Source organism: Methylobacterium guangdongense, from assembly GCF_038442355.1.
Taxonomy (GTDB): Bacteria; Pseudomonadota; Alphaproteobacteria; order Rhizobiales; family Beijerinckiaceae; genus Methylobacterium; species Methylobacterium guangdongense.
Genome location: NZ_JBBXMX010000006.1, coordinates 149,093 through 168,485, shown reverse-complemented (window position 1 = coordinate 168,485; position 19,393 = coordinate 149,093). Strand labels below are relative to the sequence as shown.

15 protein-coding genes are annotated in these 19,393 nt (G+C 68.5%); 3 read left to right on the top strand and 12 right to left on the bottom strand.

Annotated features, from left to right (window positions below; genetic code table 11):
- Nucleotides 1-151: 151 nt before the first annotated feature.
- From AAHG09_RS14205 to AAHG09_RS14180, 6 genes are all read right to left on the bottom strand, one after another.
- Nucleotides 152-1,123 (bottom strand): ABC transporter permease, encoded by a 972-nt coding sequence (locus AAHG09_RS14205; RefSeq protein ID WP_342107983.1) that lies wholly within the window; start codon nucleotides 1,121-1,123, stop codon nucleotides 152-154.
- A gap of 10 nt (nucleotides 1,124-1,133) precedes the next feature.
- Nucleotides 1,134-2,114 (bottom strand): ABC transporter permease, encoded by a 981-nt coding sequence (locus tag AAHG09_RS14200; RefSeq protein WP_342107982.1) that lies wholly within the window; start codon nucleotides 2,112-2,114, stop codon nucleotides 1,134-1,136.
- An 11-nt stretch (nucleotides 2,115-2,125) separates the two neighbouring features.
- Entirely contained in the window at nucleotides 2,126-3,742 is a 1,617-nt protein-coding gene (locus AAHG09_RS14195; protein WP_342107980.1) for an ABC transporter substrate-binding protein, read from the bottom strand.
- Nucleotides 3,743-4,254: 512 nt separating this feature from the next.
- Complete coding sequence (locus tag AAHG09_RS14190; RefSeq protein WP_342107979.1) at nucleotides 4,255-7,413, bottom strand: multidrug efflux RND transporter permease subunit; 3,159 nt, start codon at nucleotides 7,411-7,413, stop codon at nucleotides 4,255-4,257.
- A gap of 18 nt (nucleotides 7,414-7,431) precedes the next feature.
- Nucleotides 7,432-8,724 carry an efflux RND transporter periplasmic adaptor subunit gene (locus AAHG09_RS14185; RefSeq protein ID WP_412760038.1) on the bottom strand — a complete coding sequence of 431 codons (1,293 nt, stop codon included), beginning with the start codon at nucleotides 8,722-8,724 and terminating at the stop codon, nucleotides 7,432-7,434.
- A gap of 127 nt (nucleotides 8,725-8,851) precedes the next feature.
- The gene (locus tag AAHG09_RS14180) at nucleotides 8,852-9,352 is read right to left on the bottom strand and encodes a hypothetical protein (protein ID WP_342107976.1); all 501 of its coding nucleotides are present in this window, start codon (nucleotides 9,350-9,352) and stop codon (nucleotides 8,852-8,854) included.
- 121 nt (nucleotides 9,353-9,473) lie between these two features.
- Here AAHG09_RS14180 and AAHG09_RS14175 point away from each other — a divergent pair, with 121 nt between their 5' ends.
- Entirely contained in the window at nucleotides 9,474-10,034 is a 561-nt protein-coding gene (locus AAHG09_RS14175; protein ID WP_342107975.1) for a L,D-transpeptidase, read from the top strand.
- A 296-nt stretch (nucleotides 10,035-10,330) separates the two neighbouring features.
- Nucleotides 10,331-10,747 carry a ribosomal maturation YjgA family protein gene (locus tag AAHG09_RS14170; protein WP_342107974.1) on the top strand — a complete coding sequence of 139 codons (417 nt, stop codon included), beginning with the start codon at nucleotides 10,331-10,333 and terminating at the stop codon, nucleotides 10,745-10,747.
- On the opposite strand, the gene AAHG09_RS14165 is transcribed toward AAHG09_RS14170, so the two are convergent.
- From AAHG09_RS14165 to senB, 5 genes are all read right to left on the bottom strand, one after another.
- On the bottom strand, nucleotides 10,744-12,348 hold the full coding sequence (locus AAHG09_RS14165; protein ID WP_342107973.1) for a sensor histidine kinase: 1,605 nt from the start codon (nucleotides 12,346-12,348) through the stop codon (nucleotides 10,744-10,746). The two genes, AAHG09_RS14170 and AAHG09_RS14165, sit on opposite strands and share 4 nt — an antisense overlap.
- 86 nt (nucleotides 12,349-12,434) lie before the next feature.
- Entirely contained in the window at nucleotides 12,435-13,136 is a 702-nt protein-coding gene (locus tag AAHG09_RS14160) for a response regulator transcription factor (RefSeq protein WP_342107972.1), read from the bottom strand.
- A 31-nt stretch (nucleotides 13,137-13,167) separates the two neighbouring features.
- Nucleotides 13,168-14,658, bottom strand: coding sequence for a DUF4153 domain-containing protein (locus AAHG09_RS14155; RefSeq protein WP_342107970.1), 1,491 nt, complete (start codon nucleotides 14,656-14,658; stop codon nucleotides 13,168-13,170).
- A gap of 504 nt (nucleotides 14,659-15,162) precedes the next feature.
- Nucleotides 15,163-16,059 (bottom strand): abortive infection family protein, encoded by an 897-nt coding sequence (locus AAHG09_RS14150; RefSeq protein ID WP_342107968.1) that lies wholly within the window; start codon nucleotides 16,057-16,059, stop codon nucleotides 15,163-15,165.
- 366 nt (nucleotides 16,060-16,425) lie between these two features.
- Entirely contained in the window at nucleotides 16,426-17,556 is a 1,131-nt protein-coding gene (gene senB / locus AAHG09_RS14145) for a selenoneine biosynthesis selenosugar synthase SenB (RefSeq protein ID WP_342107967.1), read from the bottom strand.
- Between senB and senA the strand changes: the two genes are divergently transcribed.
- Nucleotides 17,443-18,711, top strand: coding sequence for a selenoneine synthase SenA (senA, locus tag AAHG09_RS14140; protein WP_342107965.1), 1,269 nt, complete (start codon nucleotides 17,443-17,445; stop codon nucleotides 18,709-18,711). The two genes, senB and senA, sit on opposite strands and share 114 nt — an antisense overlap.
- Nucleotides 18,712-18,993: 282 nt before the next feature.
- Here the strand turns inward: senA and AAHG09_RS14135 are convergent, their stop codons facing one another.
- Nucleotides 18,994-19,380 (bottom strand): nucleoside phosphorylase-I family protein, encoded by a 387-nt coding sequence (locus AAHG09_RS14135; RefSeq protein ID WP_342107963.1) that lies wholly within the window; start codon nucleotides 19,378-19,380, stop codon nucleotides 18,994-18,996.
- Nucleotides 19,381-19,393 lie beyond the last annotated feature (13 nt).

Here is a 19,393-nt window from a genome sequence, read left to right as displayed (position 1 = left end):
CTCATCCTGAGGTGCGAGCGCAGCGAGCCTCGAAGGAGCCCTCCAGATGGCGCGCGATCCCTGGAGCCCTCCTTCGAGGCCTCCGCTACGCTCCGGCACCTCAGGATGAGGGCACGGGTGGGATAGAGATGAGACTTGCTCACACCCACCCTCATTGCAGCTTCGGGTTGAGCGCGTCGCGCAGCCAATCCCCCAGGAGGTTGATGGCGATGACCAGCCCGGCTAGCGCCAGCCCCGGGAAGGCGACGATCCACCACTCGCCGGAGAACAGGAAGCGGTTGCCGGTGCGGATCAACGTGCCGAGCGACGGCATGGTCTCGGGCAATCCCGTCCCCAGGAACGACAGCGTCGCCTCGGTGATGATGGCGAGCGCCAGGTTGATGGTCGCGATGACGAAGACCGGGCCGGTGACGTTCGGCAGGACGTGGCGGACCATGATCACCGGGGGCGACAGGCCGATCAGCCGGGCCGCCTGGACGTAGTCCTTGCCCTTCTCCACCATCACGGAGGAGCGCACGGTCCGGGCGTACTGCACCCAGAAGGACAGGCCGATCGAGACCACGATCAGGCCGATCAGCGGCCCGACATCGAGCGCGCTGCCGAAGCTCGCCTTGGCGACGCCGTCCACCACCAGGGCGATCAGGATCGCCGGGAAGGTGAGCTGCACGTCGGCGACCCGCATGATCAGCGTGTCGACCGCCCCGCCCGCGTAGCCGGCGATCAAGCCGAGCGCGATGCCGAGGATGCCGGAGGTCACCACCCCGAGCACGCCGACGATCAGCGAGAGGCGCAGGCCGTACAGCACCGCCGAGAGCACGTCCCGGCCCTGGTCGTCCGTGCCGAGATAGTAGGGCGCCTGACCATCGGCCTGCCAGATCGGCGGCAGGTTGGAGTTGATCAGGTCGAGCTGGGCCGGGTCGTAGGGATTCTGCGGGGCGATCCAGGGCGACGCGAAGGCGAGGCCGACCATCAGCACGGTGGCGATCAGCGCCACCACGGCCGTCTTCGAGCGCAGGAAATTGGCCAGCAGGTCGGAATCGCGCCAGCGCGCGAGCCGCGAGGGTGGCACCTCGACCAGGGGGACCGGCGGGGCGTCGCCCGCATCGATGTCGCGTCCGCTCATGCGCGCGCCCTCACGCCGTCCGCCCGGCGGGCAGCCGCAGGCGCGGATCCACCACCGTGTAGAGGATGTCGACCACGAGATTGATCGTCACGAAGATCAGCGCGACGAGCAGCAGATACGCGGACATGATCGGGATATCGACGTTCTGCACGGCCTGGACGAAGAGCAGGCCCATGCCGGGCCACTGGAACACCGTCTCGGTGATGATCGAGAAGGCGATGACCGAGCCGAGCTGCAACCCCGCGATGGTGATCACCGGCACCAGCGTGTTCTTGAGGGCGTGCCGCAGGTGGACGGCGCGGGTGGTGAGCCCCCGCGCCCGGGCGAAGCGGATGTAGTCGGTGCGCAGGACCTCCAGCATCTCGGCGCGCACCAGCCGCATGATCAGCGTCATCTGGAACAGGCCGAGCGTCACCGAGGGCAGGATCAGCGCCTTGAGGCCGGAGGCGGTCAGGAATCCGGTGGTCCACCAGCCGAGCCGCACCGTGTCGCCCCGCCCGTAGGAGGGCAGCCAGCCGAGCGTCACCGAGAACAGGTAGATCAGCAGGATGCCGATCAGGAAGGTCGGCAGGCTGATCCCGATCAGCGAGACCGCCTGGAACAGCCCGGCGAGCCAGGAGTCGCGGAACAGCGCGCAGTACACGCCCATCAGGATCCCCACCACGAGGGCGAAGATCGTGGCGCAGAAGGCGAGCTCCAGCGTCGCCGGCATGCGCTCGGCCAGCAGCTGCGAGACCGGCTGCCGGAACTGGTACGAAATGCCGAACCGGCCCCGCACCACGTTGCCGGCATAGCGGGCGAACTGGACCAGAACCGGGTCGTCGAGGCCCAGATCCGTTCGGATCTGGGCGCGCTCGGCCACGGTGGTGTCGGGCCCGACAATCTGGTTCACGGGGTCGCCCGCGAACCGGAACATCGCGAAGGCGATGAGCCCGACGACCGCGAGGACCGCGGCCGCCTGGATCACCCGGCGCAGCAGGAAGGCGAGCACGCCTCAGCCTCCTACGACGGGTCCTTCGATACCCAGTAGAGCAGCAGCAGGTTGTCGGCCCGCTGGGTCAGGTGGACCTTCTTGGAGACGCCCCAGGCGAGCGCCTGCTGGTGCAGCGGGATGTAGCCCCAGTCCGTATTGAGGACGTCGAAGCCGTCCTTGATCAGGGCGTCGCGCTTGGTCTTGTCGGTCTCGGATTCGACCTTGTCGGCGATCGCGTCGATCTTCGGGTCGCAGTAGCCCGCGAGGTTCCAGCCGCCCCGGCCCGACTTGTCGCCGGGCTTCCGGCAGCCGACGATCTCGTAGAGGATGTTGTGGCTGTCGAGGGAGGACGGGGTCCAGCCGAGCAGGTAGAACGAGGTGTCGTAGTTCGGCGCCAGCACCTTGGCGAAGTACTTGGCCTTCGGCTGGGCGTTGAGGTTCACCTTCACGTTGATGCGGGCCAGCATCGAGACCACCGCCTGGCAGATCGCCTCGTCGTTGACGTAGCGATCGTTCGGGCAATCCATGGTGAGCGAGAACCCATCCGGGTAGCCGGCCTGGGCCATCAGCTCCTTGGCCTTCTTCAGGTCGGTGGCCGGGCGCTTGAACTCGGCGGCGCGGTCGTAGAGGGCCGGGGCGATCATCAGCGCGGAGGGCACCGCCTGCCCGCGCATGACGCGCTTGGCGATCGTGTCCTCGTCGATGGCGAGGTAGAAGGCCTCGCGCACCTTGATGTCCTTGAACGGGTTCTTGCCCTTGACGCTCGAATCCTTCAGCTCGTCCCGGTCCTGGTCCATGCCGAGGAAGATCGTGCGCAGCTCAGGGCCGGCCATCACGGTGGCGGTGCCGCTGGCGTTGACCCGCTGCTGGTCCTGCAGCGGCACGGGGTCGATCCAGTCGACCTCGCCAGACAGGAGCGCCGCGACGCGGGTCGCCGGGTTGGCGATCGTGGTGAGGATCGCCTCGTCGAGGTTCGACTCGACCTTGCCCCAGTAGCCGTCGAACTTCTTGAACACGGTCTTCACGCCGGGCTGGTGCTCGGCGATCACGAACGGGCCGGTGCCGTTCTCGTGGAGGGTCGCGTAGCTCGGGCTGGTGGCGCTGGGCGGGGTCGGCTGGACGACGTTGTTCTTCTCGGACCACGCCTTCGACATGATCACCCAGGTCGGGAACTGGGCGATGGCGATGGGGTTCGGCTTCTTCAGCACCATGTCGACGGTGTAGTCGTCGACCTTCACGAACTCGGCGTCGGCCGGGACGTTGGTGGTGAAGTTCGAGCCCGGGGCGCGGACGCGCTGGGCCGAGAAGATCACGTCGTCGGCGGTGAACGGCGAGCCGTCATGGAACTTGACGTTCTTGCGCAGGTGGAAGCGCCAGCGGGTCGGCTCCGGCGTCTCCCAGGATTCGGCCAAAGCGGGCGCGAATTTCAGGTTCTTGTCGAGGGTGACGAGGGGCTCGTAGGCCGCTTCCTGCATGCCTTCCGTGAAGCTCTCCTTGAGGGAGTACGGGTCGAGGGATTTCAGGTCACCCTGGAAGGCGAAGCGGAAGACGTTGGCGGCCTGCGCGGGCAGCGCGGCGCAGGCAAACGTCGCGACCGCGACCGCGGACACGCCGCGGGCGAGGGTCTTCAGGGCTGAACGGGACAATCGGATCTCCGGAACCATGAAAGTTGAGCGCAGGCCGTCGCGCGGAAGCGGTGGTTGAGGCTTAGACCGGCCACCGCGCATCGGCAAACCGTCAGCGCGCGGCGCCCACAGCAAGGTTCGGACCAGGGGGATTGGTTGAGGGGTCAATCTCGGCGGTATCGGGGGCTGTTCGGAGGTTTTCAGCGAATGGATCGGGCGCCAAGCGCCGTGTGCTTCCCCTCCCCCCGCTGCGGGCTTGCAGATTTACGCATCTGCTTTGGCAATGCGGCTTTTGAACCTGGCGCGGGTCCCCTCTCCCGAGCGGGAGAGGGACAGGGTGAGGGTCGAGAACTGTCAGAATGCGGCGCGCCCAATCGGCGCATCGATCCCGTGCCAGATCCTGAATCTTCTCATCCCTCACCCCAGCCCTCTCCCGCACGGGAGAGGGGGCGCGTCGCGCTCGGCCGCCAGCCTCGGTCACCGCTGAAGATGTGTGACCATCGCAGCCACTGCGGGGGAGGGAAACCCGCGCCTCACTCCGCCGCCACCCGCGCCGGCTCGGGCCGCAGCTCGGCCTCCGCCCGCTCCCCGTCCGCCACCGCCTTCCGCCGGAACAGGCGCATCACGACGACGAAGAACACCGGCACGAAGAACACCGCCAGCACGGTCGCGGTGATCATGCCGCCCATCACGCCGGTGCCGATCGCCTGCTGGCTCTTCGAGGCGGCGCCGGTGGCGATGGCCAGCGGCACCACGCCGAAGATGAAGGCCAGCGAGGTCATCACGATCGGCCGGAACCGGAGCGTGGCCGCCTCGATCGCCGCCCGCACCACCGAGGTGCCGGGCTTCCAGAGGTCCTTGGCGAATTCCACGATCAGGATCGCGTTCTTGGCCGAGAGCCCGATGATCGTGATCAGCCCGATCTTGAAGTAGACGTCGTTGGGCATGCCGCGCAGGTACACGGCCGCCAGCGCGCCGATCACGCCGAGCGGGATCACCAGCATCACCGACACGGGAATCGCCCAGCTCTCGTAGAGCGCGGCGAGGCACAGGAACACGATCAGCACCGAGAGCGCCAGCAGCAGGCTCGCCTGGCTGCCCGCCTGCTTCTCCTGATAGGACTGGCCCGTCCAGGCGTAGCCAAAGCCCTTAGGCAGCTGGAGCATCAGCCGCTCCATCTCGGCGATCGCGTCACCCGACGTGTAGCCGGGGTTCGGCTCGCCGGTGAAGCGCACCGACTGGTAGCCGTTGTAGCCGACGATCTGGCTCGGCCCCATGCCCCATTTCAGCTCCGCGAAGGACGACATCGGCACCATCGTCCCCGTGGTGTTCTTCACCGCGTAGTTGAGGATGTCCGACGCGTTCATGCGCTGGAGCTGCTCGGCCTGCACGTAGACCCGCTGCATCTTGCCCCGGTTGGGGAAGTCGTTCGGGTAGACCGAGCCGAGGTTGAGCTGGATCGTGGCGTTGATGTCCTCGAACTTCACGCCGAGCGCCGCCGCCTTCTCGCGGTCGATGATCAGCTCCGCCTGCGGGGTCGGCGGCAGGCCTTCGATCTTCACCTTCTGGAGGATCGGGCTCTGCTGCGCGAGCTTCAGCAGCTGCTCCTGGGCCGACAGCAGGGCCGCGTAGCCGCGGTTGGCCCGGTCCTGCAGGCGGAACGAGAAGCCCGCCGCGTTGCCGAGATTGTCGACCGGCGGCGGCTCCTGGGCGTCCACGGTGGCGTCGCGGTAGCTGGCGAGCGCCGCGTTGGTGCCGGCCACCAGCGCGGCGGCCGAGTTCTTGGCGTCGCGCTCCGACCAGGGCTTCAGGGTGACGAAGGCCTGGCTGGTGCTCGGCGCCTGACCGGAGAACGAGTAGCCGTTCAGCATCGTCACGGTGGCGACGCCGGGCTGCGCCAGCAGGTACTCCTCGACCTTGCGGACCGCCTCCAGGGTGCGGTTGTAGGAGGCGCCCGGCGGCGTCTGGATGTCGACCGTGAAGAAGCCCTGGTCCTCCACCGGCAGGAAGCCCTCCGGCAGGTTGACGAAGGCGTAGGCCGTGCCGCCCACCAACGCGAGGTAGACCAGCATCACCCGGCCGGACTTGCGGATGAACGCCGCGGTGCCGCGGCCGTAGCGGGCGGTCTCCCGGTCGACGAACCGGTTGAACATCCCGAACACGCCGCCCTTGGCGTGGCCGTGGCCCTTGGCGACCGGCTTGAGGAAGGTCGCGCAGAGCGCCGGCGTCAGCGACAGGGCGAGCAGCGCCGAGAACGCGATGGAGGTCACCATCGCGATCGAGAACTGCCGGTAGATGATACCCACCGAGCCGGGGAAGAACGCCATCGGCACGAACACGGCCATCAGCACCAGGGTGATGCCGATGATCGCCCCGGTGATCTGCCCCATGGCCTTCTTGGTGGCCTCCTTGGGGGGCAGCCCCTCCTCGTTCATGATCCGCTCGACGTTCTCAACCACCACGATGGCGTCGTCGACCAGGATGCCGATGGCCAGCACCATGCCGAACATGGTGAGCACGTTCACCGAGAAGCCGGCGAGCCACATCACCGTGACGGTGCCCATCAGGGCGATCGGCACCACGATGGTGGGGATCAGGGTGTAGCGGATGTTCTGCAGGAACAGGAACATCACGAGGAAGACCAGCACCACCGCCTCGACCAGCGTGTGCAGCACCTTCTCGATCGAGGCCTCGACCGCCGGGGTGATGTCGTAGGGGATGTCCCACTTCAGGTCCGGCGGGAAGAACTGGGACAGCTCGACCATCTTGGCGCGGATCGCCTTGGCGGTCTCCAGCGCGTTGCCGTCGGGGGCGAGGGTGACCGAGATGCCGGCGGCCGGCCCGCCGTTCAGGCGCGTGGAGAACTGGTAGGCGTCGCCGCCGAGCTCGATCCGGGCGACGTCGCGCAGGCGTACGTTCGAGCCGTCGGGATTGGCCCGCAGCACGATGGCGCCGAACTCCTCGATCGTGCCGAGCTGGCCCTTCACGATGATCGGCATGGTCAGCGCCGTCCGGGTCGGGCTCGGCTGCGCGCCGACCGCCCCGGAGGCGACCTGGACGTTCTGGTTGCGGATCGCCTCCGTGACCTCCGAGGCGTTGAGCGACAGCCCGCGCAGCTTGTCGGGATCGACCCAGACGCGCAGCGACCGCTCGGTGGAATAGAGGGTCGCGCGGCCGACGCCGGGGATGCGGCGGATCTCGTTGATGACGTTGCGGATCAGGAAGTCGCCCAACCCCACCTCGTCCATCGACCCGTCCTTGGAGACGAGGGTGATGATGTTGAGGGTCGCGGCCGAGGCCTCCTCCACGAGGATGCCGTTCTGGCGCACCTCGGCCGGAAGGCGTGCCTCGACGCGCTTCAGGCGGTTCTGCACTTCCACCGAGGCGAGCGAAGAGTCGGTGCCCGGCTGGAAGGTGGCGGTGATGTTGACCGAGCCGAACGAGTCGGTGGTCGACTCGAAGTTCATGATGTTGGCGGCCCCGTTCAGCTCATCCTCGATGAGCCGGGTGGTGCCGACGTAGAGGCTTTCGACCGAGGCCCCCGGATAGGCCGTGGACAGGGCGATCTGCGGCGGGGCGATCACCGGGTACTGCGCCACCGGCAGGTTCGGGATGGCGAGCGCGCCGCCGAGGCAGATGAACAGGGCCACCACCCAGGCGAAGACCGGGCGGTCGATGAAGAAGCGGGCCATGGTCGGGCTCTCCCGGGCTCAGTGGCGCTGCTGGACGGCGGCGGCGCGCGGGGCGACCTCCGCCTTGTCGCCGGGGACCTCGGCGGCCTCGTCGGCATCGTGCTTCGGGCTGGTCTCGCCGTGGGCCGGGGTCTGATCGAGGGGCTTCACCTTGATGCCCGCGGTGATCTTCTGGAAGCCGTCGACCACGACGCGCTCGCCGGCCTTCAGCCCGGACCGGATCAGCCAGTTCTGGCCGACCACCGGCCCGACCTCGACCGGCTGGCGCATCACGGTCTCGTCGGCGCGCACCACCCAGACCTCGGCGCGGCCGTCTTCGGTGCGCTGGATCGCCTGCTGCGGCACCGCGATCGCGTCGGAATCGATGCCCTGCTTGATCCGCGCCCGCACGTACATACCCGGGAACAGCTCGTCGTGCGGGTTGGGGAACTGCACGCGCAGCGTCACCTGCCCGGTGCTCGGATCGGCGGTGACGTCCGAGAACAGCAGGCGGCCGGCCAGCGGATAGAGCGAATTGTCGTCCATGATCAGGTGGACGTTGGCGGTGTTGTCCTCGAGCCGCGCCAGCTCGCCGCTGGCGAGGTCCCGGCGCAGGCGGTTCAATTCACCGACCGACTGGGTGATGTCGACGTAGATCGGGTCGAGCTGCTGGATCGTGGCGAGCGACCCCGTGGAGCCCGGCTCGATCAGCGTGCCCTCGGTGAGCAACGCCCGGCCGATGCGGCCGGTGATCGGCGCGCGCACGTCGGTCCAGTCGAGGTTGAGCTGTGCCTTCTGGCGGCTCGCCTTGGCGCCCGCCACCTCGGCCTCGGCCTGCTTCTTGCCCGCATAGGCCGCGTCGTACTGGGCTTGGCTCGCCGTGGCCCGGGAGAGCAGCTGCTCCAGCCGGTCGGCCTGCTGGCGGGCGAGCACCAGGGCGGCCTCCTGGCGGGCCAGCGCCGCCTCGGCGCTGGCAAGCTCGACCTCGTAGGGCGCGGGGTCGATCTTGTAGAGGATGTCGCCTTCCTTAACCATGCTGCCCTGCTCGAACAGGCGCTTGACCACGAGGCCGGAGACCCGGGAGCGGACCTCGGCGATGCGCATCGGCGCGACGCGGCCGGGCAGGTCGCGCAGATACGGGATCGCCTGGGGCTCCACCTTGACGAAGCCGACCTCCGGCACGGGCGGGGTCGGCGCGGCGGCCTGCTTCGGGTTGCAGGCCGCGAGGCCGACGAGCAGCAGAGCCGCGGGCAGGAGCGCCGGGGCGCGGCGCGGGGACGGGATTCGGGCGGTGAGATTGCGGGTCACGAGTACCGACGCTCCTGAAAACATGCGTCTGCTGAGGCTGGCGCGGAGCGTGGGCCCGCGCATCATCGAAGCGAATCCCGGGACCGGTCCGCGACCGGTCGGGGCGATCTGGACGGCACGCCTTCGCCGGCGGTCGGGCCGGCGGCGTGCGTCAGGCCAGACGCGGGGGCCGGTGCAGCGTGCCGTCCGGCGCGGCGGCCGGCATGGCGTCGGACCCGTAGTCGAACGATGCGGAAAGAGTGTGACGAGGCTGCGGCGCCTCAACCGGCGGGCGTGGCAGACCCAGCTCGGTGAGAATCTCGCTGTCGGCGGCGCAGAGATCGGTGCGGCCGAGATCCGAACGCTCGGTCTCGGGCTGCGCAAGCGGCGCCCCCGACAGGACCGTCATCCGGGCACCCACGACGGTACAGGCCGGCCCCTCCACCCGCGCGGCCTCGGCCGGCGCAGGCATGACGATCACGGCCACCGTCGCGAGGACGAGCAGCGCCAGCACGGCGAGGCCCCGGGCGAGGCGGTCCGGCAAGCCCGCGACGCGGCGGGCCAAGAGGGCAACGGATCGGATCACAATCCCGAGATAAGCATGGCCGTCGTCGGGTTCAATCACCCATGGCGTCGCGCCGACCGGCCCCTGTTGCACGAACGCAACGGCCACGCCCGGAAGCGCCCTCCCCTGCGGCCCGGCCTCAACCTTGCCGCGAAGTCGAGGCGGGGTCGGCGCATGACCGTGCGGCCACCGCGATGGCGCGCGCCGCGATCGAGGAAGGATGGAGACCATGTCGAGACGGATCGCGATGCTCACGCTCGCGGGCGCCCTGCTGGGGGGCACGCCCGCTTCCGCCGGCCCGCTGGACAGCGGCCCGCTCGCGGATTTCCTGAACGTCTTCCGCAGCCAGGCGATCCCGCGCGAGACGATCGGCTGGAACAGCACCGAGAAGCCCGGCACCATCGTGATTTCCACCCGCCAACGCCGGCTCTATTACATTCTCGGCAACAGCGAGGCGATCCGCTACGGCGTCGGCGTCGGCCGTCAGGGCTTCTCCTGGTCCGGCACCAAGACCGTGACGATGAAGAAGGAATGGCCGGCCTGGCGCCCGCCGCAGCAGATGCTGGCCCGCCGCCCGGACCTGCCGCGCTACATGGCCGGCGGCCAGGACAACCCGCTGGGCGCCCGCGCGCTCTATCTCGGCTCCTCGCTCTACCGGATCCACGGCTCGAACGAGCCCGAGACCATGGGCGCGGCGGTCTCCTCCGGCTGCATCCGCATGACCAACAAGGATGTGGTCGATCTCTACGACCGGGTCCGCGTCGGCACCAAGGTGGTCGTACGCGACTGAGTTGTGCGCGCGCAGGACGTTTGTCGGCAGGCGCGGGTCGTGTGCCGGCCTGGGCGCGCGACGTTTGTCGGCGCGCGCCCAGGCCAGCCTGATCTCCGAGCTAACCCGAATGCGTGGGAGTACTTCCTGGCACGCGAGTGAGCCCCGACGTGCCCGCAAAGGTCCCGACGCTATATGGTACGGCAAGCGGCCGCGTATGATTCCGCGCAGGCCTTCATGTTGTCAGCGACGCGGCGGTCCCACCAAGGTCCACACGTATGACACACGCGGCGACATCAATGACGCGTGATCACTCCATGCAGAGCCGACCGCGATCACGTCCGGCTTGGCTGGCCATCTCGATTGCGCTGATCGGGATCGGGCTCGTCTGGCGTCTCGTCTCGCTCGGCTTGCCCCGCTTCGCGCTCAAGTACGGTGGATCCCTGCTCTGGGCCTCGATGGTCTACAGCCTGTGCGCGGCGTTGCGGCCACGGTGGTCAATCGCGGCGACAGCGACCGTGGCCGGACTCGTCGCGCTCTCCATCGAACTGCTTCGCCTCTATCACCAGCCCTGGCTCGACGCATTCCGGCTGACCCTCCCGGGGGCACTTCTCCTGGGCCGGATCTTCTCGCCATGGAACTTCGTCGCCTACGCGGCCGGGATCAGCGCGGCCGCTTTATGTGAGTGGCTCATCGCTCGGCGAGTCATGCCGTACCGGCAACCTTCGGGTTAGGGTCCGCCGGTGATGGCATTCTGCTTGATCCGGCCTTCATCGCGCGACGCCGCTGCGGCCTCTCGACGGCCCACCGACGACAATCCGACTTCGAAAGTTGCTCCGCGCTCCGCGGCGGCGAGCATGATCGACCCGCCGCACCCACTGAGGAGCGCGCGCACGATGCTCAGACCCATCCCTGTCCCGCCGCCCTCGCGGCGCGTCGTGAAGAACGGTTCGAACACCCGCGCCCGGTCCTGGGCCGGAATTCCGGGGCCGTCGTCGGCGACGCGCACACGCAGCCCCTCACGCACCACCGCTGCGTCGAGGCGCAAGGTCGCTGCCCCGTGACGGGCGGCGTTGTCAGCGAGATGCCCGAACACGATGCCGGCGTCTTCCGGCGAAAGAGGCAGCGGGTGATCGAGCGCGCCGCCGGCCTGGATGTAGAGATCGATGAAACGGACCCGGAGGTCCGCCGCGATCGCCCGGAGTGACGTGGACCCTTCCGAAGCAACGCCCTCGGCGCGGGCCAAGTCGCGCAGCCGTTGCAGAAGTGCGCTGAGCCGCGCTGTGTCGGCGACGATATTGTCGAGGAAGCGTCGCCGCTCAGCCGCACTCATCGTCGCGCCCGGATTGTCGCCGTGGTCGCCCACGGCATCACACTCTTCGTCTCGCAGCAATTCCGTCGCCCCCTGGATCGCAGTCAGCGGCGTCTTCAACTCGTGCGAAACATGGCTTGCGAACGTGGCGACGTAGTCCGAACGCTCGCGCAGGCGAAGGGCCATCGCATCGAGGCTGCGCGCGAGGGCTGCGATCTCCCGCGTGCCGAACCGTGCTCCGGGATCGGCCGGGACCGGCGCACCCCGACCGATCGCCGCCGCGCGGGCCATCAGCGCGTCGATCGGGCGCCCGATCGTTCGTGTGAACACGAAGGCGATGACGAGCGTCATCGTCAGGACGATCAGCACAGCGAGACCGGCCTTACCGCGCTCGCCGTACAGGAGCCGCACGATGTTGTCGGGGGTTCGCGAGGCGTAGACCGCCCCGGCCACGCGCCCATCGACGAGCACCGGCAATGCCACGAACACCCGTACGCCAGTGCCGCGGCTGAGGGCGTAGAGCGGCGGCGGCGGGTGCTTCGAGATCCGGACCCGCATCACGGCGCGGAAATGTCCCCGCAGTGCGGTGGCGACCTCCTCCACCCCGGCCAGCGACCGTCCGACTTCGTCACCGCCGGCGAGAACGACGCCGTCGCGGTCGACGATCCTGAAGCCGGCGAGCGTGATCGCCCGGATCTGCGGCAGGAGCGGCGCGAGGCGTGCGGCGAGCGCTGCGGCGACCGATGGAGATGCCGGGGCCTCGGTCGCGTCCGGCCGGCGGCCGAGGATCGGATCCACGGTCAGGTCCAAGGTCGGCTCGATGGCCGTCAGGTCGGCCGCCGTCGCGGCCGGACCGAGCAGGGCATCGCGTGCCGGATCTGCAGCAACCTCGCGCCCGACCACCGCGGCCAGCACGGCGGCCTGACCGATCAGCTCGCCCTCGGCCTGACGCACGAGCTGATTCTCGTACAGCCTGACGAAGGACAGGCCGAACAACGGGAGAAGCGCCACCGTCAGCAGCATGGCCAGGACGACGAGACCCAGGCTCGGCCGCCATTTCTCGTGAGCCGCCGAGGGCGCGCCGGCCGAGGCCGCGTCAGGTTGGGCGATCACGTCGGCGATCCGCAGGGTCCGAGCCGGAAGCCGACGCCGTGCACGGTCTCGATTACGTCGGCGCAGCCGAGCGCGGCCAATTTGGCGCGGACGTTGCGCACGTGGCTGTCGATGGTGCGGTCGGAGACGGCGACGCGGCCGCCATAGGCGGCATCCATCAACCGGTCCCGATCCAGGACATAGCCGGGGCGCACGGCCAACGCCCGGAGGATCGCGAACTCGACCGCCGTGAGTGGGACCGCCGCCCCGTCGAAGGTTGCCGTGTGTCGCGGCGGGTCGAGCGTCAGGCGCCCGCGACGCAGGACCCCGTCCTCCGCCGGGGCGGGGCGCGGCCCCTCGGTGCGGCGCAGGATGATCCCCACGCGAGCGACGAGCTCGCGCGGGCTGAACGGCTTGGTCACGTAGTCGTCGCCGCCGATCTCCAGGCCGAGCACCCGGTCGATCTCCTCGTCGCGGGATGAGAGGAACAAGATCGGCACGTCGGAGGTCCGCCGCACACGGCGACACACCTCCAGGCCGTCGACGCCGGGCAGCCCGACATCGAGAACGATGAGCCGCGGGGGCGCCCGACCGAACTCGGCCAGCGCCTCGTCGCCATCGCGGGCGACCCGCGTCGCATGGCCAGCCTTACCGAGCGCGAAGCGGATGACGTCGCGGATGTGTGGATCATCATCGACGACGAGGATGCTGCGGTCCATGAGCGGCAGCCGTGCAGGCCAGTTCGAGGGTTCACCGCGCGCGGGACGGTGCGTCGGGGTGGGCGCCAAGGTAGTCCAGAAGGCGCTGATCTCGGAACGTCCAGGCGCGCCAGTCCCCCATCCGCTCGCGCAGGTCGCGTGCCCACCTCCGACGCCACCGCCGGGCGTCCTCAATTAGAACGCCGTCGTAGCCGGTCAGGACTCGGTCGACCGCCGGGATCGCCTCGGCTCCGAGGTTCATCGCATAGAGAAGGTCGAACGCCTGCCCGGTCCGGGACCAGCGCTCCGCGTTGTAGTCCGTCACCGTACCTGCGAAGTTCACGAACGCGCACGCATAGAGCGTCGTGGCCAGCGCTAGGAGATTGGCCTGGACGAGCCAAACGTTGCTGCGCTGCAGGGCGATACGCGCGAGGATGAGCGCGAGGCCGACGGCGATCAGGGCCATCCAGATCAGCGCCGCCAAGCGCAGGATCGAAAGCCCGTAGGCCTCGACGTAGAGATCGAGCCGCCGCATCGCCGAGGCGACCAGCAGGACGTTCTGGACGATCCATACGCAGACGAGGACCCGGATGAGGTGGGAACGCTCCCCTGCCTCCCCGGAGCGCAGCGCCGCGAGGACGAAGGCTGCGGCGAGAAGTGCGGTTGCGACGAGCGGGTAGGCCCCACGGTGCGCGTAGGCGGCGTGGGTCACGCCAGGTGGCAGGGCGAAGCCAGCCCAAAGGTAGGCCACATCCGTTGCCGACTGAACGGCGAAGAGCAGGTTGAACAGCACGAGGCATCGCAGGACCATGGACGGGCGCAACAGGGCCGACGGTGCGATCGCGACAGTTGACTCCGCAGCGTGAGGGTCCGCTTTTCCCGCAAGCTTCGCTCGGCCTCCCGCCCGCGGGGCGACGAAGGCCCACACGATCGCAAGGAGCATCAGCCACGACAGGATGCGGGGGAGGTCGAAGCCTGGGATCAGCGCAGACCACGGGATGCCCGAGATCCACCCTTCGATCAGCGGGTTGGCCGCTGAGAATAACCCAGCGAAGACGACGCAGAGCGCTATCGGCACGCCCCAGCCGATCAGGGTCGCCACGCGCGGCGCGCGCCTGGTGCTCATGGCCCGCCGCGCGACCCTGTAGACGTCCGGCGGGAGGTCGAACGGACCCGTGAGGAGGATGCCGCTGGCCGCCGCGACGATCGCGCCCGTGCGCCGGTTCAAGCCACCCGTGAGCACGGCGACGGACAGGGCGAGGCCGACGATTCCGAGCATCACGGACAGGAAGCCGACCGTCTCTACCAGTGGGGCGAGGCCGACGATCAGCAGAACGAGTGCGGCGGTGAGATCGCGACGGCGAATGCGGGTCCACCCAGTGACGAGAGCTGCGATGCCGATCAGCGCGAGGAATAGGACGAGAGAGATCCCCAGCGGATGGTCATAGAACAGACGGTCACCAAGGAAGGCGACGGCGGCAGCGAGCACAAGCTTCGGAAGGGGGTGGGAGATTGCGGGCGCATCCAGGGGCAGGGATGTCATGCAGGCCTCTGCTGTCGGAGAACCGAACGGCGCGGGCGCGCCGGACGGCGGAGCGGCGAAACCCTCGGACGGACGATCGCGTGTCTCGATCACCGATGGCGAGGCCGCCTTGAACTCACGACCGCAGCATAGAGCCGGGGCTTGCACGGTGGAGGGACAGAACGTGCAGTGGGTCAGGACTTTTGTGCAGGCTTTGTGCAGAGCGCTCCCTTCTAGGCACGTTTTACGCGGGGCGGTTCGAGGTAGTGCACCCGCGGATCACGCGGTCCCACACCCTTAGTGTTACGAAATGACCGTCTCGGACGGCAATTGAACTTCGTCCTTTCATTCGGAAGCGAACGTTCTGTTTTCGACCCAACCCAGCCGTACAGGCCCGCGTCAACGCTTCCCGAAAGCGGCCATCCGCCGAACGTCCGGCAACTTTGCCTCGGAGCAGAAAGGAGACGTCTACGTTTTGCCGCGATGACGTCGCCTCCGCTGAGATACAAGCCATCCTCGGGGCGTCTATGCCAATGTAAGATTATCTGGGTCCCCGCGATCCGGCAGGTCTCGTTTCTGGCGTAACTCCCATGTCTCAATAAGGAACAAAGCAAGCGACGCAGCGGCGTTGATCGCGAAGCGGGCTGTTGGAACATCCAGCGAGGGGTATCCTGCCTCGCGTCCATGAGCGTCGCCCGCGTGCGTTCGAAGAGCTCCAACGCCTTTGGCGACGGAGGTGATACCGCCAAGGATCTGTCGTACATCCCGCTCGACTTCGGCCGGGATGTTTTTCTGACCGGGTGACAAACCAAGCGGCGCCTGGACCGCTCGCGCTAACCCGTCGATGTCTCTCTTGTCCGGCAGAGGAATGCCTAGTTCGGTTAGGATTGAGCGGCACACCGACTCGATCATCGAACAGCCAGCGGTAACGGCGTCTTCGGGATCTTCTGCAAGGCTCAGCATCGCCCTTGCAATGTCCCGTTGCACCGTATCAAAACCGAGGTGCTCTGACTTCACAGAAAGTTCGCTGATGATCGCCCCCGGACGAGAGAGAACCTGAATCCTTCCATTCTTAACGGCCGTGAGGGGATCGCGAGCGCCAGCAAGGGCAATGGCGTCCTCACTAAGGCGCCATCGGAAGCCTCCAACACCCGGCGGGGCTTCCACGACGAGCCATTCGCGACAAAGCCACTGCCAAGCCCGCATCACCGCGTTCCGAACCTCCTCCCGACGCGAGGGTGGATACTCTGCAAGCGAAAGTACATTGGGAGTGTTGCCGGCGATGCGAGCTTGCAACTCGCCGGGATCAAGACCGCTCTCACCGGACAGCTCGACGAGAAGCGGCAGCATGCCGACGCCGAGCTGCTCGGGCGACAAACGAAGCACCTCGTCGGGCGTCGCGAACAAATCCTGGAATTTCATTTTGCATGACGACCTTATGAGGAACACCCACCCCGCATCCGATCTGGGAGAGGGAGCGAGCGCGGCAGCAATATCGCTCTCGTGCATTGTCGCCAGACAGCGGACCAGCAGAAACCCACCCTAAGCTGTCATTCGGCTTCCGACCCAACACAGTCGTTCACGCCTGGCCGTACCGATCCCGAAAGCGGACGAGTGCTGGACCGGTCCTATGGCTGCTTCGCGCCCACAGCCGACATGCAATGCCCCTGACGGAAAGCCCGGAAGCGGTCATTGGCGACTGAACAGATCTCCGACGGCGACGAGGCGCACGCAAGCTTGCGGCGGGTTGCAGCCGTGGTCCAATCGCAATCGCGTCGGGCGCGTCGCTCAGAGGCGCGAGACGATTCGATGCAACGCTTCACGCTCCCCGGCCGGCGTGAAGAGCGTTGCCCGATCCGCACCGAACGCGTGCAGGCGGTCCAGAAATCGAGGCTCTTCTTCGGCCCGACGGAGCAGCGCAGCCAGGGCTGCATCGTCCCCGACCGGGAAATAGCCCGGATGTTCCGGGCCCAAGAGGCCCCGCGTCCCGGGGATGTCGGTGGCGAGGATCGGCAAGCCAGCGACGACCGCTTCGGACACCACGTTCGCGCCACCCTCCTGCTGCGAGCTGAGGACCATGACCCGGGCCCGCGTCAGCCAGCGCCGGACCAGGGAGCCGGGCTGGTCCCCGAGCCACTGGTAACGCGGGTTGTGCGCCATCTCTTCCCGAGCCCGATCGGCCCAGATCTGATCCCGCGCGCCGCCGAGGTGCACGATCCGGATCCGGGATCGGGCCGGCAGGCGCCGGGCCGCACGGGCCGCGCAGAGCGGGTCCTTGACGGAGCGCAGGTGCGCGACGACCAGAACCTCGAACGCATCGTCGGAGACCGGCCAGCGATGCGCCCGCGCGGTGGCGGATTGATAGACCACCGCGACCTTGCCACGGTGACGCGCCGGGAGGGCATCGGGCACGCCATCGTGCAGGCCGATCAGGCAGTCCGCCAGATCGAGCGAGCGCAGGGTCGGCTCCGGGTCGGCCGCCACATAGTGATAGAGATCCGTGCCGGTCAGGGCGACGATGAGCGGCCGATCCGGGTACCGCGCCTTGAAGCGCGCGATCGACGCCGCGCTGCGCCAAGCGTGGAGCGCCAGCATCATGTCGACGTCGGCGTCGTCCGGGTAGGACGTTGACACGTCGACTTGGTGCCCAAGTTCGCCGAGGATGCGCGCCCAGCGCATCGCCGTGGTCCGATTGCCGGCACGCGACGTTCTCGCCGCCGGTGTGATCAGGCTGATTTTCATGGTTGCGACAGGATCCCGGGACGTTTGATGAGCGCACAGGTCTCGACTGCCGATCTCGTGGCGATGCTGGGGGATGCCAGAGCGCGGACGCTCGAACTGGTGTCGGGCCTCGATCAGGATCGCCTGATGGGCCCACAGAGCGAGATCGTGAACCCCCTGTTGTGGGAAATCGGCCATCTCGCCTGGTTTCACGAGCATTTCATCCTGCGCGGCCTCGACCGGGCCCCGCCCCAACTGGCGGTAGCCGACGGGCTCTACGATTCCGCGCGGGTGCCCCACGCGACGCGCTGGTCGATCCCGCTGCCGGCTTTGCCCGACACCCTCGCCTACATGGCCCGCGTGCAGGCGGCGCTCGTCCGACGCCTCGACGGCCGCGAGCCGACGGCGCAGGAGGCCGAGCTCTACCAGCTCGTCACCTTCCACGAGGACATGCACGACGAGGCCTTCACCTACACCCGTCAGACCCTGGGTTATCCGCAGCCGTCCTTCGCCGCCTCGGCCTCGGCCCGGGACACGGGGACGGGTCCCTGGCCGGGCGACGTCGCGGTCGGCGGGGGCACGTGGCAGCTCGGCGCCGAGCCTGGCGGCGGCTTCGTCTTCGACAACGAGAAATGGGCGCATCCCGTGTCCGTCGCGACGTTCCGCATCGCCCGCGCGCCGGTGACCAACGGCGAGTTCGCCGCCTTCGTAGCGGATGGTGGCTATCGGAATCCCGCTTGGTGGGATGCCGAGGGCGTGCGGTGGCGCGACGGATGCGGTGCCGCGCACCCGGTCTACTGGACGCCTCACGGGCGCGGCGACTGGACCTGCCGGCGGTTCGACCGGGACGAGCCACTCGCGCCCGATCAGCCGGTCGTCCACGTCAACTGGTACGAGGCCAACGCCTATTGCCGCTGGGCGGGCCGCCGACTGCCCACCGAACTTGAATGGGAGGCCGCAGCGGCCGGTGCGCCGACGCCCGACGGCAAATTGAGCAGCATCAAGCGCCCCTATCCCTGGGGGGACATTGCGCCGACCCCGGGCCACGCCAACCTCGATGGCGGCCATCTCGGCTGTGTCGACGTCGCGGCCTACCCCGAGGGCGACAGCGCCTGGGGCTGCCGGCAGATGCTCGGCAACGTCTGGGAATGGACGGCGAGCCCGTTCCTGCCTTTCCCGGGCTTCGCACCCGACGCCTACAAGGAATACTCGGAGCCCGCCTTCGGGACGCGCAAGGTCCTGCGGGGCGGGGCCTGGGCGACCCGCGCGCGGATGATCGATACCGCCTACCGCAACTTCTTCGGCCCGGAGCGCCGCGACGTGTTCGCCGGCTTCCGGACGGTGGCTCTCTAAAGCGGGAACCGAGCGGTCGCGACGGCGCGACGAGACGGAGCGCTCTCGTCGCGCCGTTGGCCTCGCCCTTCTCGAAATCGCCGGCCTGACCCATCTGGTTGGTCACGGGGGCAAAGCACAGGACAGCCTTACCGCGCCTGCGCGAACGCGTAGAGGGCCGCCGCCGCATCTCGACCGCGAGGATCCCCCGCGCCCAGGCTGCCGGGATCGCCTGCTCGGTTTCCCGGTAGGGGGCGTCGGTCGTTCAGGTAGCGCTCCGTTCGACGGGCTCGCCGATCCCCGTCAGCGCCGGCGCCACGGCTGCGACCAGGGCGCGCGGCGCGTCGACGAACGCGCCCGGGGCGGCAGGTAATGGTAGCTCGTGCCCTCGTCGCGGAGGGCCGCCTCGATGAGAATGAAGTAGGGCAGCGCCCACAGGGCCGTGATCTGTCCCGACGAGGTGATGCTGATCAGGAGCTCGCAGCCGGAGGCGAACATCTGCTCGGCCACCAGCACGGCGAAGGGCGCGCCGACCGCGCACCCGACGATGCCGATCGCGCGCCCGGATTCCTCGAACCGGTGCAGAATGCTGTGGTAGCAGGCCCAATCGGGATCCGGCTTGGCCCGCCCGGTCGCACAGAGGTGACGGACGATGTCGCCGTCCGGGTCAAGGACGCACAGGGCCGGCACGCGACCGGCGCCC

What these genes read in the sequence shown, in the direction of transcription:
- AAHG09_RS14165 (WP_342107973.1), bottom strand. Translation starts at nt 12,348, where the DNA reads ATGCTGCTGACGGTGGCGCTTCTCCCGTTGTTCGGCCTGTCCTTCGTC.
- AAHG09_RS14175 (WP_342107975.1), top strand. Translation starts at nt 9,474, where the DNA reads ATGTCGAGACGGATCGCGATGCTCACGCTCGCGGGCGCCCTGCTGGGG.
- senA (WP_342107965.1), top strand. Translation starts at nt 17,443, where the DNA reads ATGCTGGGGGATGCCAGAGCGCGGACGCTCGAACTGGTGTCGGGCCTC.
- AAHG09_RS14155 (WP_342107970.1), bottom strand. Translation starts at nt 14,658, where the DNA reads ATGACATCCCTGCCCCTGGATGCGCCCGCAATCTCCCACCCCCTTCCG.
- senB (WP_342107967.1), bottom strand. Translation starts at nt 17,556, where the DNA reads ATGGCCGATTTCCCACAACAGGGGGTTCACGATCTCGCTCTGTGGGCC.
- AAHG09_RS14160 (WP_342107972.1), bottom strand. Translation starts at nt 13,136, where the DNA reads ATGGACCGCAGCATCCTCGTCGTCGATGATGATCCACACATCCGCGAC.
- AAHG09_RS14170 (WP_342107974.1), top strand. Translation starts at nt 10,331, where the DNA reads ATGCAGAGCCGACCGCGATCACGTCCGGCTTGGCTGGCCATCTCGATT.
- AAHG09_RS14150 (WP_342107968.1), bottom strand. Translation starts at nt 16,059, where the DNA reads ATGAAATTCCAGGATTTGTTCGCGACGCCCGACGAGGTGCTTCGTTTG.
- AAHG09_RS14185 (WP_412760038.1), bottom strand. Translation starts at nt 8,724, where the DNA reads ATGTTTTCAGGAGCGTCGGTACTCGTGACCCGCAATCTCACCGCCCGA.
- AAHG09_RS14205 (WP_342107983.1), bottom strand. Translation starts at nt 1,123, where the DNA reads ATGAGCGGACGCGACATCGATGCGGGCGACGCCCCGCCGGTCCCCCTG.
- AAHG09_RS14190 (WP_342107979.1), bottom strand. Translation starts at nt 7,413, where the DNA reads ATGGCCCGCTTCTTCATCGACCGCCCGGTCTTCGCCTGGGTGGTGGCC.